13 protein-coding genes are annotated in these 15,676 nt (G+C 67.9%); 7 read left to right on the top strand and 6 right to left on the bottom strand.

The genetic code is table 11. The annotated features are described in order from the left end of the window. Window positions 1-3: 3 nt before the first annotated feature. Both FPJ27_RS10010 and FPJ27_RS10005 read left to right on the top strand, forming a co-directional pair. Complete coding sequence (locus tag FPJ27_RS10010; RefSeq protein ID WP_204422768.1) at window positions 4-591, top strand: YigZ family protein; 588 nt, start codon at window positions 4-6, stop codon at window positions 589-591. Between the two features lie 266 nt (window positions 592-857). After that, entirely contained in the window at window positions 858-1,148 is a 291-nt protein-coding gene (locus FPJ27_RS10005) for an H-NS histone family protein (RefSeq protein ID WP_204422767.1), read from the top strand. 55 nt (window positions 1,149-1,203) lie between these two features. Here the strand turns inward: FPJ27_RS10005 and ppk2 are convergent, their stop codons facing one another. Continuing rightward, a complete protein-coding gene (gene ppk2, locus FPJ27_RS10000; protein ID WP_072436611.1) occupies window positions 1,204-2,154 on the bottom strand; it encodes a polyphosphate kinase 2 in 951 nt (316 codons plus the stop codon). Window positions 2,155-2,480: 326 nt separating this feature from the next. Next, a complete protein-coding gene (gene ggt, locus FPJ27_RS09995) occupies window positions 2,481-4,202 on the bottom strand; it encodes a gamma-glutamyltransferase (RefSeq protein ID WP_204422766.1) in 1,722 nt (573 codons plus the stop codon). 396 nt (window positions 4,203-4,598) lie between these two features. Between ggt and FPJ27_RS09990 the strand changes: the two genes are divergently transcribed. The 3 genes from FPJ27_RS09990 to FPJ27_RS09980 all read left to right on the top strand — a co-directional run bounded on the left by FPJ27_RS09990 (window position 4,599) and on the right by FPJ27_RS09980 (window position 11,205). Further along, the gene (locus FPJ27_RS09990) at window positions 4,599-5,123 is read left to right on the top strand and encodes a metal-dependent hydrolase (RefSeq protein ID WP_072436609.1); all 525 of its coding nucleotides are present in this window, start codon (window positions 4,599-4,601) and stop codon (window positions 5,121-5,123) included. 219 nt (window positions 5,124-5,342) lie between these two features. After that, window positions 5,343-9,797 (top strand): DEAD/DEAH box helicase, encoded by a 4,455-nt coding sequence (locus tag FPJ27_RS09985; RefSeq protein WP_204422765.1) that lies wholly within the window; start codon window positions 5,343-5,345, stop codon window positions 9,795-9,797. Window positions 9,798-9,930: 133 nt separating this feature from the next. Then, a complete protein-coding gene (locus tag FPJ27_RS09980) occupies window positions 9,931-11,205 on the top strand; it encodes an amino acid permease (protein ID WP_072436607.1) in 1,275 nt (424 codons plus the stop codon). Window positions 11,206-11,346: 141 nt separating this feature from the next. Here FPJ27_RS09980 and FPJ27_RS09975 read toward each other — a convergent pair whose 3' ends face one another. The 4 genes from FPJ27_RS09975 to FPJ27_RS09960 all read right to left on the bottom strand — a co-directional run bounded on the left by FPJ27_RS09975 (window position 11,347) and on the right by FPJ27_RS09960 (window position 14,005). Continuing rightward, window positions 11,347-11,643, bottom strand: coding sequence for an XRE family transcriptional regulator (locus tag FPJ27_RS09975; RefSeq protein WP_072436606.1), 297 nt, complete (start codon window positions 11,641-11,643; stop codon window positions 11,347-11,349). Window positions 11,644-11,716: 73 nt separating this feature from the next. After that, complete coding sequence (locus tag FPJ27_RS09970; RefSeq protein WP_006751193.1) at window positions 11,717-12,076, bottom strand: type II toxin-antitoxin system RelE/ParE family toxin; 360 nt, start codon at window positions 12,074-12,076, stop codon at window positions 11,717-11,719. A 127-nt stretch (window positions 12,077-12,203) separates the two neighbouring features. Then, window positions 12,204-13,190: a pca operon transcription factor PcaQ gene (gene pcaQ, locus FPJ27_RS09965; protein WP_072436605.1), complete on the bottom strand. Its 987-nt coding sequence runs from the start codon at window positions 13,188-13,190 to the stop codon at window positions 12,204-12,206. A 77-nt stretch (window positions 13,191-13,267) separates the two neighbouring features. Then, window positions 13,268-14,005, bottom strand: coding sequence for a helix-turn-helix transcriptional regulator (locus tag FPJ27_RS09960; protein WP_204422764.1), 738 nt, complete (start codon window positions 14,003-14,005; stop codon window positions 13,268-13,270). A gap of 120 nt (window positions 14,006-14,125) precedes the next feature. Between FPJ27_RS09960 and FPJ27_RS09955 the strand changes: the two genes are divergently transcribed. Next, on the top strand, window positions 14,126-14,689 hold the full coding sequence (locus tag FPJ27_RS09955) for a YiiX/YebB-like N1pC/P60 family cysteine hydrolase (RefSeq protein ID WP_204422763.1): 564 nt from the start codon (window positions 14,126-14,128) through the stop codon (window positions 14,687-14,689). A gap of 277 nt (window positions 14,690-14,966) precedes the next feature. Continuing rightward, window positions 14,967-15,674, top strand: a complete 708-nt coding sequence (pcaH, locus tag FPJ27_RS09950) for a protocatechuate 3,4-dioxygenase subunit beta (protein ID WP_072436602.1) — start codon at window positions 14,967-14,969, stop codon at window positions 15,672-15,674. Window positions 15,675-15,676: the final 2 nt, after the last annotated feature.

The raw sequence follows: 15,676 nt of genomic DNA, 5'->3' as shown, positions 1-15,676 counted from the left end.
TCGATGAGTTATACGCTCGCCACTGCCACTACCCGGGAACTCGAGATCCGCAAGAGCCGCTTCATCGCGCACGCGATTCCCGTCGACGACCGCGACGCCGCGATGCAGGTGCTGCAGCGCCTGCGCAACGAGCATCCGACCGCCACCCACGTTTGCTGGGCGTTGCTGGCGGGTGGCCAGTCGGGCATGTCGGATGACGGCGAGCCGTCGGGCACCGCGGGCCGGCCGATCCTCGAAGTCCTTCGCCATCACGATCTCGACGGCGTGCTCGGCGCGGTCGTGCGCTACTACGGCGGCGTGAAGCTCGGCGCGGGCGGTCTGGTGCGCGCGTACACGGATGCGATCGCATCGGCGCTGCTCGATGCCGAGCGCGTCGAACGCATCCGCCAGACGCGACTCGCGATCGAGATCGGCTATCCCGAGGAAGCGCGTGTGCGCCGCTGGATCGAACAGGCCGGGTATGAACTGGTGGACAGCGCGTACGGGATGACGGTGAAGCTCGTGATCAAGCTGCCGGAGACCGCCGAGGCCGATGCGAGAACCGAGTTGTTCGACCTGACGCAGGGGCGGTCGGGGTTTCCGGATCTGTAACGAACTGACGCGCCTCCTCCCGCCTCGCCATCACGGCCTCATGCAAATTCAGCCGAAAATTCAGATACGTCCGATAGAAAAACGGCGCGCCGAGTCCTAATCTCACCGGGTTCCCGGCGACACGCTCCGCAAATGCGCTGCCGGCAGGCCGGAGCACGCTGCGTGAGATGCGCCTCCGGCCAAGGCAGCACGCCATGGCCGGGCGTGCTGCCATGCAGTTCATCACGCGTCGCCAATAATCAAATCAGCCACGGGATAACGGACGCATGCAGCAAATCCAAAAACTGCAAGCCCAGCTTGCGGAACTCGATCAGCGCATCAAGGCGGCACGGTGCCGCGAACGCAATGCGGTGCTGGAGCAGGTGCGCGAACTCGTCACGAGCTACGCGCTGACCGCACGTGAAATCTTCGGTCACGGTTACAGCGGCCGTGCGAAGCTGTTCACCGTCGGCATGAAGTATCGCGACCCGGTGACGGGCGCAACGTGGAGCGGGCGCGGCCGCGCACCCGCATGGATTGCCGGGCGCGACCGGGCCGCCTTCCTGATCCGGGAGTAACGCGCGCCGCCTTGCGCGGCTCGCCCCTCGCCGCCGCCCAAACCCGCCCAGCCGCTCAGTAAATATCCGGCACGATCATGTTGTCCGGCACCGGCCGGCGGATGTAATCCTCGTGATGCTCGCGCTGCGGCAGGTCGATCGTCGGGCGCGGCACGTCGTGATACGGCACCTGGCCCAGCAGGTGGTGGATGCAGTTCAGCCGCGCGCGCTTCTTGTCGACGGCCTGCACGACCCACCACGGCGCCTCGGGAATATGCGTGCGCTGCAGCATCTCTTCCTTCGCAGCCGTATAGGCCTCCCAGCGGCGGCGGCTTTCGAGGTCCATCGGGCTCAGCTTCCACTGCTTCAGCGGATCCTGGATCCGGGCCTGGAAGCGCACCTCCTGCTCGTGATCCGTGATCGAGAACCAGTACTTGACGATCTGGATCCCGCTGCGCACGAGCATCTTCTCGAACTCGGGCACCGACCGGAAAAACTCCTCATACTCGTCGTCGGTACAGAAATTCATCACGCGTTCGACGCCCGCCCGGTTGTACCAGCTGCGGTCGAACAGCACGATCTCGCCGCCGGCCGGCAGATGCGCGACGTAGCGCTGGAAGTACCATTGCGTGCGCTCGCGGTTGTTCGGCGCGGGCAACGCGGCGACCCGGCAGACGCGCGGGTTCAGGCGCTGCGTGATGCGCTTGATCACGCCGCCCTTGCCCGCCGCATCGCGCCCTTCGAAAATGACGATGAGCCGGTGCCCGGTGGTCATGACCCAGTCCTGCAGCTTCACGAGTTCGCCCTGCAGCCGGAACAGCTCGCGGAAATACTCCTTGCGCGCCTCGCGACGCTCCAGCGAGAACAGCAGGTCCTCGCCGTTGTCGAAGCGGCGGTCGTCGAGCTCCATCTCGAGCTCTTCGTCGTAAGCATCGACGAGGTCTTCCTCGAAGCGGCGCCGACGCGTCTCGATCGATTCCATATCGGTGAGGTTGTCGGTCTCGGTGCGGGTATCGTTATCGCCCATGGGGCCTCCTTCCATCATTGACGCAGCCTAACTCGGCCATTATCTCAGTGTCGCGCGTCAATTTGATGAAAAAACGCCGGCCGTGCCCGTCGGATCTGGCGCGATGCGGTAACGCAGGCGCGATCACCGCGCGTCAGCCGGGCGACGGCGGCACGACCGTATCCCCCGACCGGATCCTGTTTCGAGGATGCGCCCGCAGCCATCGCGGCGCAAATCTCCGGATTCATCCGGACCACCGGCTGAGTGCGTTGCGCGACCGGGCCCGACACCCGGCCGCGCAACGGCGTGCGCACCCGCTGTCGCGAACGCGCACGCATCGCATCACGTCAGTGAATCACCCGCGTCACCCCACGCCCGCGCGGGTCGGCCATCGCCTCCGGCGTCTTGCCGTCGATCTTGATCACCTGGATGTCGCCGCTGAAGTCCTGCCCCTTCAGCGTGTAGCCGCGCGCCTCGATCTGCTTCGCGAGTTCGCCTTCGATCGGGTGGTACGGCTCCCAGAAGATCGTGTTCGGCGGCAGCAATTGGTGATGGAAGCGCATCGCGCCGACGGCTTCCTTCAACGGCATCTTGAAGTCGTAGATGTTGTTGATCACCTGGAAGATCGACGTGAAGATACGCGAGCCACCCGGCGTGCCGATCACGAGCGACACCTTGCCGTTCCTGGTCATGATCGTCGGCGACATCGACGACAGCGGGCGCTTCTTCGGTTCGATCGCGTTCGCGTCGCTGCCGACCACGCCGAACATGTTCGCGACGCCCGGCTTCGCGGAGAAGTCGTCCATCTCGTCGTTCAGCACGATGCCCGTGCCGTCGGCGATCACGCCCGAGCCGAAATAGCCGTTGATCGTATACGTGTTCGACACCGCGTTGCCCCACTTGTCGACGACCGAGAAGTGCGTCGTTTCGGCCTTCTCCGGCATCGTCGTGCCGAGGCCCGGCTGCACGCTCTTCGTGTCCGACGGCTCCTTCGGGTTGACCTCGCCCGCGCGCTTCGCGATGTACGCGTCGTCGGTCAGTTGCGCGATCGGTACCTTGTAGAAGTCGGGATCGCCGAGATACTGCGCGCGATCGGCGAACACGCGCTTCTCGATTTCCGCGACGAGGTGGATGTACTGCGGCGAGTTGAGCTTCACGCCCTCGAAATCCTGCTTGCGGTCGGCCTTCATCTTCAGCAACTGCACGAGGCCGATGCCGCCCGAACTCGGGGGCGGCGCGGTGATCACGTCATAGCCGTTCCACTTCGCCTGCACCGGCTGGCGCCACACCGCGCGGTATTGCGCGAGATCCTCGGTGGTGATCAGCCCGTTGCCGTCGCCGGTCTTCATCGAAGCCGCGATCAGCTCGGCCGTCTTGCCCTTGTAGAAACCTTCCGCGCCGTCGTTCGAGATTCGCGTAAGCACGTCGGCGAGGTCGGGCTGCTTGAAGTTCACGCCGGCCTTCAACCCGGAGAAGTACTTGTCGAAGTTGGTCTTGCCGCCGAACTCCTTCGACGCGTCGACGCCGCGCTGCGCGAGCTGCTCGTCGACGACGAAGCCGTCGCGCGCATAGTGGATCGCCGGCGCGAGCACCTGCTTCCACTTCAGCTTGCCGAAGCGCTTCTGCGCTTCCCACATGCCCGCGACCGTGCCCGGCACGCCGACCGCGCGCGGGCCGTACAGGCTCATGCCCTTGACGACGTTGCCGTCCTTGTCGAGGTACATGTCCTTCGTCGCGGCGAGCGGCGCGCGCTCGCGGTAGTCGATGAAGTACGGCTTGCCGTCCTTGTAGATCGTCATGAAGCCGCCGCCGCCGATGTTGCCGGCCTCGGGGTACGTGACGGCGAGCGTGAATGCGATCGCGACGGCCGCGTCGATCGCGTTGCCGCCTTCCTTGAAGATCCGCTCCGCGGCATCCGCGCTGTACTTGTCGGCCACCGCGACCGCCGAGCTCGTCAGCACCGCCGGTTGCGGACCTTTCGCATAGACGGGCGCGTTCGGCAGGAAACCGATGCCGGCCACCGTCGCGAGCACGACCGCGGATGATTTGAAGCGATTCAGCGTAGTCATTGCATGTCCCCCATGTGGATCTCCTTCAGGCAGGAAAAGCACCTGTCCGTTTATAGCCGCTGGCGCGCCGACGGCCATATGCCGGTTTCGTAGTATAGGGGGACAAAAAGGGTCGAACGCGCGACGCGGCGCGAAAGCCCATCGATCGGGTGCGTCCTGTCACGCAGCAGAGCAGCAGCATGCATACGCACCGGTCGGAATTGCATGCGGCACGCGTCATCACGCAATGCACAAAACGGAAAGTTGCGAACTGCGCTGCATGCAACACATGCATACAAAAAAATCCGCGGACGAGCCGCCCGTTGCCCAGCCCGATCTGAGAAGATAGCGCCCCGCTTTCGTCGCATCATTTTCTTTCGTTCACGCGCCGCTTCACGTTTCTTCGTCTCATTCCCTATGGCATCACACAATGCGCATCATGCATCCGGCTTCGCGGCCGGCGTCGCCGCCGCCGTCCTCGTCGCGCAGACCGGCACAACGGGCCCGTGGCACGCGGGCATGCTCGCCGCGTTCGCCATGGGCGTCGCGGGCGGCACCGCGCCTGACTGGCTCGAAGTTGCATGGTGGACCCGCAAGCGGCGGCTGTGGATCACGCACCGCACCGTCACGCACTGGGGCATCGGCTGGATCGCGCTGCTCGCGCTCGGGTGGCACGGGCTCACCCATCATCCGCATCCGCTGTGGGCCGCGCCGCTGTTCGGCTTCGCGTGCGGCGGCGTGATGCACCTGCTCGCCGACTGGCCGAACCCGCTCGGCGTGCCGTGGATCTGGCGGCGCCATTCGCTCAACCTGTGGAACAGCGGACATTGCGACCTGATCGTGGTGGCCGCCGCATGGGGCGGCACGCTGTGGCTCGCGCAATCGCTGTGGACGCGCGCACCGCTGCTCGAACACTGGCTCGGCTGGCTGCATCGCGTGTAGTCGCTTGAAGTGTCGCTTCGGCGCGATATCGGCGTGCCGGCACACACGCAACTTTACGCCCATTGAAAGTGCGGCGCAGGCCCCCATCTCGATCTGAATCGTCGGCACGCTAGCCCGAACGGCACGCGAGGCCCGGCACGCACGCGCGACGTCTGGCACACTGACGATTCGATTCGCGCGCGATCCGTCCGCGCGCTCGCACCCCATTTCAACGCTCCGATGGACGTCACCGCTACCCGCCCTGCCGCCAGTGCGCTCGACGTGTTCCACCCGGCCGTCGCCGCGTGGTTCCGGCGCACGTTCGCCGCGCCGACCGGCGCGCAGGCGCTCGCATGGCCGCACATCAAGGCCGGCCGCTCGACGCTCGTCGCCGCGCCGACCGGCTCCGGCAAGACGCTCACCGCGTTCCTGTGCGCGCTCGACGATCTGGTGCGCGATGCGCTGTCGCACGACGGCACGCTTCCCGATGCGACACTCGTCGTCTACGTGTCGCCGCTGAAGGCGCTGTCGAACGACATCCACGTGAACCTCGACGCGCCGCTCGCCGGCATCGCGGAATCGCTCGCGCAACTCGGCCTGCCGGTGCCGGCGATCCGCACCGCCGTGCGCACCGGCGACACGACGCAGGCCGAACGCGCCGCGCTGCGCAAGCGCGCGCCGCACATTCTCGTCACGACGCCCGAGTCGCTGTACGTACTGCTGTCGTCCACGTCGGGGCGGCAGATGCTGTCGAACGTGCGCTCGGTCATCGTCGACGAAATCCATGCGCTCGCATCGTCCAAGCGCGGCAGCCATCTCGCGCTGTCGCTCGAACGTCTCGATGCGCTGGCCGGCCATGCGCTGCCGCGCATCGGGCTGTCGGCGACGCAAAAGCCGATCGACGCGGTCGCGCGCTTCCTGGTCGGCGGCCCGGCCGATGCGCCGCGCGACTGCACGATCGTCGACACGGGCCACACGCGCGAGCGCGACCTCGCGCTCGAACTGCCGAACGTGCCGCTCGAACCCGTGATGGCGACCGACGTGTGGGAACAGGTATACGACCGGATCGCGGGGCTCGCGGCCGCGCATCGCACGACGCTGGTGTTCGTCAACACGCGGCGCACCGCCGAGCGCATGGCGCGCCATCTCGCCGACCGGCTCGGCAAGGAAGCGATCGCCGCGCATCACGGCAGTCTCGCGAAGGAGCACCGCTTCGATGCCGAGCAGCGCCTGAAGCGCGGCGAACTGAAACTGCTCGTCGCCACCGCATCGCTCGAACTCGGCATCGACATCGGCGATGTCGATCTCGTCTGCCAGGTCGGCTCGCCGCGCGGCATCGCGCCGTTCCTGCAGCGCGTCGGCCGCTCGGGGCACCACGTCGGCGGCGTGCCGAAGGGCCGGCTGTTCCCGCTGTCGCGCGACGAACTCGTCGAATGCGCGGCGCTGCTCGATTGCGTGCAGCGCGGCGAACTCGACGCATTGCGAATTCCCGAAGCGCCGCTCGACGTGCTCGCGCAGCAGATCGTCGCCGAAGTCGCGTGCGCGGAATGGCAGGAGGACGCGCTGTATGCGAGCTTCACGCGCGCGGCGCCGTATGCGCGGCTGACGCGCGAACGCTTCGACGAAGTGATGAAGATGCTCGCCGAAGGCTTCACGAGCCGCCGCGGCGTGCGCGGCGCATACCTGCATCGCGACGTGGTCGGCGGCACGGTGCGCGGGCGCCGCAACGCGATGATGACCGCGACCACGTCGGGCGGCACGATCCCCGACATGGCCGACTACGCGGTGCTGCTCGAACCGCAGGGCATCCAGGTCGGCACCGTCAACGAGGATTTCGCGATCGAGAGCCTGGCCGGCGACGTGTTCCAGCTGGGCAACCAGTCGTACCGGATCATTCGCGTGGAAACGGGCCGCGTGCGCGTCGAGGACGCACAGGGCCAGTCGCCGAACATTCCGTTCTGGCTCGGCGAGGCGCCGGGGCGCAGCGACGAGCTGTCGGCGGCGGTCGGCCGGCTGCGCGCGCGGCTCGACGGGCTGTTCGCCGACGGCGACCGGCAAGCGGACGCCGGCGAGCGCAAACGCGCGGGTGGTAAAGCCGCGAGCGACGCGAAAGCCAACTCGGAAACCGCAACAGGCACCGTGATCGCCCCCGCCGAAAGCCGCCTCGCGCCGGCGTTGCGCTGGCTCGTCGACGACCTCCACCTGTCGCCCGACGCCGCGCACCAGATCGCCGACTACCTCGCCCGCACGCGCGCCGCGCTCGGCGCGCTGCCGACGCAGGACACGCTCGTGATGGAGCGTTTCTTCGACGAATCGGGCGGCACGCAGCTCGTGATCCATTCGCCGTTCGGCAGCCGCATCAACCGCGCGTGGGGGCTCGCGCTGCGCAAGCGCTTCTGCCGCAGTTTCAACTTCGAGCTGCAGGCCGCCGCGACCGACGACGCGATCATCCTGTCGCTGTCGCTCGCGCACAGCTTCGCGCTCGACGAGGTGTGGCGCTACCTGCGTTCGGCCAGCGCCGAGCACGTGCTGGTCCAGGCGCTGCTCGACGCGCCGATGTTCGGCGTGCGCTGGCGCTGGAACGCGACGACCGCGCTCGCGCTGCCGCGCTTCACGGGCGGCCGGCGCACCGCGCCGCAACTGCAGCGGATGAAGAGCGAGGATCTGCTCGCGACCGTGTTCCCGGATCAGGTCGCGTGCCTCGAGAACATCGTCGGCGAACGCGAGATACCGCATCACCCGCTCGTCGACCAGACGCTCGACGATTGCCTGCACGACGCGATGGACACCGACGGCTGGCTCGCGCTGCTGCGCCGGATCGAAAGCGGCGCGATCGAGCTCGTCGCGCGCGACCTGCCCGCGCCGTCGCCGCTCGCGGCCGAGATCCTGAACGCGAAACCCTACGCGTTCCTCGACGATGCGCCGCTCGAGGAGCGCCGCACGCAGGCCGTGCAGTCGCGCCGCTGGAGCGATCCCGAATCGGCCGACGATCTCGGCGCACTCGACGCCGACGCGATCGATGCGGTACGCGACGAAGCATGGCCGCTCGTGCGCGACGCCGACGAAATGCACGATGCGCTGCTCACGCTCGCATGCATCGCCGACAGCGAAGCACAGGCACACGAAGGCTGGGCCGACCGGCTCGCGGAACTCGCGGAGCGCCGCCGTGCAACCAAACTCGTCGCGCCGGGCGGTGCCGCGCTGTGGGTGCCGGTCGAACGGCTCATATGCCTGCGCGCACTGCATCCCGATGCACGCATGACACCGGCGCTCAAGGTGCCGGCCGCCTGCGCGCAACCGTGGGAAGCCGATGCCGCACTCGTCGACGTGATCCGTGCACGGCTCACCGGCTTCGGGCCGCTTGCGCTCGACGCGATCGCGACACCGCTCGGCCTGCCGCCGGCGTCGATCGCGACGGCGCTCGCGGCGCTGGAGCGCGAAGGCTATGTGATGCGCGGCCGGTTCACGCCGGGCGCGACGACGGACGAATGGTGCGAACGCCACCTGCTCGCGCGCATTCATCGCTATACGGTGAAGCGGCTGCGCCGCGAGATCGAACCGGTCGAGCGCGCCGACTTCATGCGCTTCCTGTTCCATTGGCAACACCTGACGCCGGACACGCGCGGCACTGGCCGCGACGCACTCGCGGCCGTGGTCGAACAACTCGAAGGCTACGAAGCCGCGGCAAGCGCGTGGGAAGACGCACTGCTGCCCGCGCGGCTCACCGACTACATGGCGGGTGGCCTCGACGAGCTGTGCCGCTCGGGCAAGCTCGTGTGGACCCGCATCGGCGCACCGGCGCGCACGGCCGGCACGCCCGTGAAGACGACGCCGATCGTGCTGCTGCCGCGCCGCCACCTCGCCGCATGGCAGGCACTGCGCGACCCCGACGCGCAACCGGCGCTGTCCGCGCGGGCCACGCACGTACGCGACGCGCTCGCCGCACACGGCGCGATGTTCTTCGACGCGCTGCTCGACGACCTGCACATGCTGCCCGTCGAACTCGAACAGGCACTCGGCGAGCTCGTGTCGGCCGGCCTCGTGAATGCGGACAGCTACGCGGGCCTGCGCGCGCTGCTGAAGCCGGCCGTCAAGCGCAGCGCGACCTATGCGCCGCGCACGCGGCGCGGCGGTGCGCTGATAGGCGGGATGGACGATGCGGGCCGCTGGGCGCTCGTGCAGCGTCACGCGCCACCGGACGATACACCGGCGCCGAAACGCGGCCCGACCGCGACCGATCCCGACGCGCTCGAACACATCGCGTGGACGCTGCTGCGCCGCTACGGCGTCGTGTTCTGGCGGCTGCTCGAACGCGAGGCCGATTGGCTGCCGAGCTGGCGCGAACTCGTGCGCGTGCTGCAGCGCCTCGAAGCACGCGGCGAGGTTCGCGGCGGACGTTTCGTCGCCGGGCTCGCGGGCGAGCAGTTCGCGCTGCCCGAGGCGATTCCGATTCTGCGCGAACTGCGGCGGCAACCCGGTGACGGGCAGTACATATGCGTGACGGGCGCTGACCCGTTGAATCTCGCAGGCACGCTGCTGCCCGGCGACAAGGTGCCGGCGCTGGCCGGCAATCGCGTGCTGTTCCGCGACGGCGTGCCCGTCGCATCGCTCGTGTCGGGTTCATTCCACTACGCGCCCGAACTGTCGCCCGCTGCGCGCGAGGATGCGCGCCTGCGGCTCGCGCACCACTGCTGACATCGGCTGACAGACGGCGCAGCACCAACTACTGATCGCCGGGCCGCGCTACCGCCATCGTTCGAGTAGCATCGTGCGATTGACCGCGCGGGCTCCCGCGCCCACACAACAAGACTTCAGGAGACTGCCGCTCATGCCTGCGCATGCCGACTCGCCCGCCGCTCATCACGCGGGCTCGCTGACCATTTTCCAGGGTGCCGCGCTGTATATCGGCGCGGTGCTCGGCACCGGCGTGATCGCGTTGCCTGCGCTGGCCGCCGAGGTCGCCGGCCCGGCGTCGCTGCTTGCGTGGGCTGCGCTCGTCGTGCTCTCCGGGCCGCTCGCGGCCACCTTCGCCGCACTCGGCGCACGCTATCCCGACGCAGGAGGCGTGTCGACCTACGCACGGCGCGCATTCGGGCCGAAGGCGGCGGCGATCGTCGGCTGGTGCTTCTACTTTGCGGTGCCGGCCGGCGCACCGGCCGCCGCGATGTTCGGCGGCGCGTACGTCGCGGCCGTCACGGGCGGCGGGCACACGACGGTCATCGTCACGGCTGCCGCGCTGATCGCAGCCGTGTCGGCCGCGAATGCATTCGGCGTCACCGTATCGGGCCGCATGCAGCTCGTGCTGTCGGCGCTGCTCGTCGCGCTGCTGCTCGCCGCGGTGCTGGCGTCCGCGCCGCATGCGCGTACCGCGAACCTGCAGCCGTTCGCGCCGCACGGCTGGCTCGCGGTCGGCCAGGCTGCCGCGCTGCTCGTGTGGAGCTTCGCCGGCTGGGAAGCGATCACGCATCTCGCGGCCGAATTCCGCCGGCCCGCGCACGACATGCCGCGCTCGGCCGGCATCGCGGTCGTGGTCGTCGGGTTCCTGTATCTGTCGGTCGCCGCCGCGAGCGTGACGGTGCTCGGGCCGTCTGCAGGCGCATCGGGTGCACCGCTCGCCGAACTGATCGCGGGCGGCATCGGCGGTCACGCACAGGTGCTCGCGGCCGCGGCCGCGCTGCTGCTCACGCTCGGCACGATGAACGCGTATTTCGCGGGCGCGGCCAAGCTCGGCGCGGCGCTCGGGCGCGACGGCGCATTGCCCGCGTGGCTCGCGCAAGGCAGCCAGGTCGGCGGCGTGCCGCGCCGCAGCCTCGGCGTGATCGCCGTGCTCGCGGCCGTCGCGCTGGCCGCGACGACGATCTCGGACGTCGGGCCGAAACCGCTCGTGCTCGTGACGTCCGGGTGTTTCGTGATGGTGTATGGGCTCGGTGCGGCCGCCGCGCTGAAGTTGCTGCCGCGCGGCGGCATCGCTTACCGCTGTGCGTGGATTTCGCTGGTTGCGGTCGCCGGGCTGTTCCTGACGACGGGCTGGTATTTGCTGTGCCCGCTGCTGCTCGCGGGCGGCGCGCTGCTTTATCTGCAGGTGACCGGGCCGCGCAAATGACCCGCCGTATGCGCATGGGCTGACGCCTGCCCGCTCACAGCGACGCGCCGGTGAATCGCAGGCCGGATCACCGGCCAATTCGCTGCGCACATCACGCGAACAGCCGCCGCAAACCGACCGCGCGCCGTTTCGTCACGCCGGTCAGGCCGGCACCAGCTCGAAACTGAGCCGTTTGCCGAGTGCGGCGGCCGCGCTCGCGAGCGTCGCCAGCGTGAGGCTCGTGTCGGTTTCGTCGAGCAGCCGGTTGAGCGCGGCACGGCTGGTTTTCATCCGCGCGGCCATCGCGGTTTTCGTGATGTGCTGCGCCTTCATTTCCTGCCCGATCTGCCACGCGATCACGCGCTTGATCGCGGTGGCGGTGGCCGCTTCGAGATGGCCGTCCTCTTCGAGGAAGGTATCGAAGTCGCTGCCGATATGCGGGTTGTTCGTGGTCGTCATGTCGTACTCCAGTGCATGGCGTTGCCGGCTGCCCGACCGTCGACGACGGTGCGTTCCGGCGCAACCGGGAAATTCAGATGGCGTGCGTCAGCGCTTTCAGGCGCGCGACGGTAACGTCGAGATCGTCGGGCGGCGTAGCCGGCGACTTCTTGATGAACCCGTGCAGCAGGACCATCGTGTCGCCGACGACCGTGAACAGGATGCGAGCGCTGCGCGTGGGCAGCACGATCCTGATCTCCCAGAGATCCTTTGCCATCTTCCGAACCAGCGGCATGCCGAGCGGCCAGCCGAATTGAACGGTTTTGATCTCTTCGCCGATCACCCTTCGCTCCACTTGCCCGAGCGCCTTGAGCCATTCGCGCACCGGCTCGTTGCCCCGGGCCGTGCGAAAGAACCGCACGCCGAGCGTGACCTGGATTTGCTGTCTCGCCATCGTCTTGTCACCGATCGTACCAAAAACGATACGATATGCCAAGCACCACGAGGGCGGCTACTGGCCGGATGGCCGATCCGGAAGCGGGGAAAGGGATTGAGCCGGGCTTGTCGCGCGGCCCGAAGGATCAGCGATCGCCGCGAACCGGCTTGCGTGCGGCGCGCGGCGTCCGGTGCGGGCGCTTGTCGCCGAACCGCGACCGCGCGATGTCGCGCACGGCATCGATCAGCGTCCGTGCGACCGGCGACGGCTGCGCATCGGTGCGCAGAATGAGCCCGACCGGCTCGTCGGTACCCGCGGACGGCAGCGGCAGGCGCGCCAGCGCACCGGCCGACAGATCGTATTCGGCCGCATAGAGCGGCACGAACCACACCGCGTCGTTCTCGAGCGCCAGCGCGCGCGCGACCGATACCGACAGCACCTCGATGAACGAATCCAGCGGCGGCGCGCCGCATGCGCCGAGCAGTTGCTCGGCAGACTGCCGGATCAGCGTGCCGTACGGCGGCAGCACGACCGGATAGCGCGCGAGCTCGGTGGCAGGCGCCGTGCTCGACAGCAGCGGGTGCCCTGCGCGCACGACCGCGACGAGCGGCTCGTTGTACAACTGCTCGAACGCGAGCCCGATCATCCGCTCCGGCTCCGACAGTCGCCCGATCGCGCATTCGATCGCACCGGACTTCAGGCGCTCGAGCAGATCGGCGTTCGCGGCCGTCGCGATCCGCACGACGACGCGCGGCCAGCGCTCGGCCAGCGCCTTCATCAACGCAGGCGCGAGCGATGCCGCGACAGTCGGCAGCATGCCGATTTCCAGCGTCGCGGCGGCGGCCCCGCCCTCGCGCGCGAGCAGCCCGACGCCCTGCCGCAGCGCCAGCATGCACGCGTTCGCGTGCGGCATGAACAACTGCGCTTCGCGGGTCGGCTGCGCGCCCTGCCGGCCGCGCTCGAACAGCTTCACGCCGAGGATCGCCTCAAGTTCGGCAATCGTCTTCGACACTGCCGGCTGCGTGATCGACAGGCTTTCGGCCGCCTTCTGCACGCCGCCCAGTTGCGCGACCGCGAGAAAGCACTGCAGGTGCCGAAACTTGACGCGGCCGTCGGCGATACGGTTATTCATAACGAGTGGTTATGCGAATGACGATGAAATGCCATTTTGCATAACTTTCCGGATAAGCCCAAGCATTCGGTGAAACGTCACGCGCTACGCCGCAGTGCGTGGAAACCGGTCGGCTCCCAGACCCGCTTCGCGATCAGCAAGCCCGTCCCGTGCTTCTGCCCGAGCGGTGCGGACGACGATTCCGCATGCAGCGCGGCCGCCTTGCTGCGCAGCCGGCGCAACTCCAGTTCGAGTTCCGCGGCGGCCGCTTCCGTCAGCATCCCTTGCGAGAACGTCATTGTCTCGCCCGCGCCGTCGAAACGGCTGTCGAGGAAATCGCCGAGCGCGTGCGCATGGAAATACCGGCGGATCGGCCCGCCCGCCAGCCAGTCGAAATCGCGCGCGACGCGCACGCGAATCCGGTCGCCCGGCAGCAGCGCGACGACGTTCATCCGGTCGAGCATCAACAGGTATTTCACGCACTCGGCCTTCGTCACGCGATAGGCCGTCACGATGTCCTGCACGGTCCAGTAGTTGATCGCGCAGACGGCGACGAGCAGCAGCTTCTCGTCCGACACGAGCAGCGCCTCCTGCTGTTCGGTCAGCACGTGCAGCCTCGGCGCCGACGCCGAGGCCTCCTGCACGAGCTCGGCCAGCGTATAGCCGAGCAACTGCGCGATCTCCGCGACGCGCTCCAGCGTGAAGCGGCCGCTCGCGAACAGCCGCTTCACGCTCGTCTCGGAAACGTCGAGCGCACGCGCGACGTCGCGATAGGTCATTCCCTGCGCCTTCAACTGGCGCTTCAGCGTTTCGATAAGTTGGGCGGTTTCGGTCATTTTGGTATCGAAAAACGATGCTCAAGGTCGGATATTAGGCTACCTGCGCATGCAGACGAACACTTTTGGATACTTGTCTGCATAATCCGCTCCGTCCTGTCACTCAACGACGGAGCCGAAATGGCCACCCGAACCGAAACCGCCGCTTACGAACCGCAGCACACCGCACCGCGCGATGCACGCGACACGGATCGCACGATGCCGCTCGCCACCGTCCGCACGCTGGCCGCCGGCGCGCATGTCGGCGATCTCGTGTTCATCCGTGTGCCGGCCGGCTCGCCGCGCAACGCGGCAGGCACGACGGGCGCATGGGCCAATCGTTTCGGCATCGTCGTCGATACGTCGGGCGACGAACCCGTGATCGCCGAGCCCGCGTTTGCGTGGACGAAGCTCACACCGCTGTCGCGCTTCGTCGCCCATGCCGACGGCGGACGCATCGCGCTGGCGCGCCGCGTCGCGGCATCGACCGCCGACGAGCAGCGCCGGTTGCACGCGACGGCCGAACAGCGGATCGACGCATTGCTCGGCAACCGCTTCAACCTGCGGGTGCGGCGCGGGTTCTGCGCGCAGTACGTGAGCGATGTGCTCGGCGCCGACCGGACCGCAACGCCGGCCGCACTGCTGCGCAGCGGCACGCTGTCGCTCGAATTCGACGGGATCGTGTTCGATCCCGGCCGCCAATAACGACGGGCAGGCTCGGGGAGGCCGGATAACAACAAGAACAAAAGACAAAAAATAGCGACGGGCTGGCTGGAGGGCCGTGCACGGGGTCGTCACCGACGACGCGAAGCCCGATCGCTTTCATCCGCCGGACAGGCGTCCTGTCCGGCGGATTTTTCATTGGCGCATCGAACATAACGAACGGTTATGCTTCTCGCGAAAAAAGGTCATTTTGCATAACTTCCCGGATTGGCTAAAGTCCTGCCATCCACTTCGCGAAATACCTATCAGGAGACGCCCGATGGATTCCCCCACGATCCTCACGCCGCGCGACTGGCCGTCGCATCCGGCCTATGTCCACCCCGAATACCGCTCGTCGGTGAAGCGCGGCCCGACCCGCCCGCTGATCCCGCTGAAGGACAAGCTGCGCGACCAGTACGCGCCCGTCTACGGCGCCGAAGATCTCGGTGCACTCGACCACGACCTGACGAAGAACGCCGTGAAGAACGGCGAGCCGCTCGGCGAGCGCATGGTCGTCACGGGCCGCGTGCTCGACGAAGGCGGCAAGCCCGTGCGCAACACGCTCGTCGAGGTGTGGCAGGCAAACGCGGCCGGCCGCTACGTGCACAAGGTCGACCAGCACGACGCGCCGCTCGACCCGAACTTTCTCGGCGCGGGCCGCTGCCTGACCGACAACGAAGGCCGCTACCGCTTCCTGACGATCAAGCCCGGCGCGTATCCGTGGGGCAACCATCCGAACGCATGGCGCCCGAATCACATCCACTTCTCGCTGTTCGGCGATTACTTCGGCTCGCGTCTCGTCACGCAGATGTACTTCCCCGGCGACCCGCTGCTCGCGTACGACCCGATCTTCCAGGGCACACCCGAGGCCGCGCGCGATCGCCTGATCTCGCGCTTCTCGATGGACATCACCGAAGAAGGCTACGCGCTCGGCTACGAATTCGACATCGTGCTGCGCGGCCGCGACGCTACCCCGATGGAGCGCTGAAC

The organism is Burkholderia sp. MS455 (genome assembly GCF_016899445.1).
GTDB classification, from domain to species: Bacteria; Pseudomonadota; Gammaproteobacteria; order Burkholderiales; family Burkholderiaceae; genus Burkholderia; species Burkholderia pyrrocinia_C.
The sequence above is the reverse complement of the archived record's forward strand: the minus strand, read 5'-3'. Positions and strand labels throughout refer to the sequence as shown.

Coding starts and splice junctions, on each gene's coding strand:
- FPJ27_RS10010 (WP_204422768.1), top strand. CDS start 4: ATGAGTTATACGCTCGCCACTGCCACTACCCGGGAACTCGAGATCCGC.
- FPJ27_RS10005 (WP_204422767.1), top strand. CDS start 858: ATGCAGCAAATCCAAAAACTGCAAGCCCAGCTTGCGGAACTCGATCAG.
- ppk2 (WP_072436611.1), bottom strand. CDS start 2,154: ATGGGCGATAACGATACCCGCACCGAGACCGACAACCTCACCGATATG.
- ggt (WP_204422766.1), bottom strand. CDS start 4,202: ATGACTACGCTGAATCGCTTCAAATCATCCGCGGTCGTGCTCGCGACG.
- FPJ27_RS09990 (WP_072436609.1), top strand. CDS start 4,599: ATGGCATCACACAATGCGCATCATGCATCCGGCTTCGCGGCCGGCGTC.
- FPJ27_RS09985 (WP_204422765.1), top strand. CDS start 5,343: ATGGACGTCACCGCTACCCGCCCTGCCGCCAGTGCGCTCGACGTGTTC.
- FPJ27_RS09980 (WP_072436607.1), top strand. CDS start 9,931: ATGCCTGCGCATGCCGACTCGCCCGCCGCTCATCACGCGGGCTCGCTG.
- FPJ27_RS09975 (WP_072436606.1), bottom strand. CDS start 11,643: ATGACGACCACGAACAACCCGCATATCGGCAGCGACTTCGATACCTTC.
- FPJ27_RS09970 (WP_006751193.1), bottom strand. CDS start 12,076: ATGGCGAGACAGCAAATCCAGGTCACGCTCGGCGTGCGGTTCTTTCGC.
- pcaQ (WP_072436605.1), bottom strand. CDS start 13,190: ATGAATAACCGTATCGCCGACGGCCGCGTCAAGTTTCGGCACCTGCAG.
- FPJ27_RS09960 (WP_204422764.1), bottom strand. CDS start 14,005: ATGACCGAAACCGCCCAACTTATCGAAACGCTGAAGCGCCAGTTGAAG.
- FPJ27_RS09955 (WP_204422763.1), top strand. CDS start 14,126: ATGGCCACCCGAACCGAAACCGCCGCTTACGAACCGCAGCACACCGCA.
- pcaH (WP_072436602.1), top strand. CDS start 14,967: ATGGATTCCCCCACGATCCTCACGCCGCGCGACTGGCCGTCGCATCCG.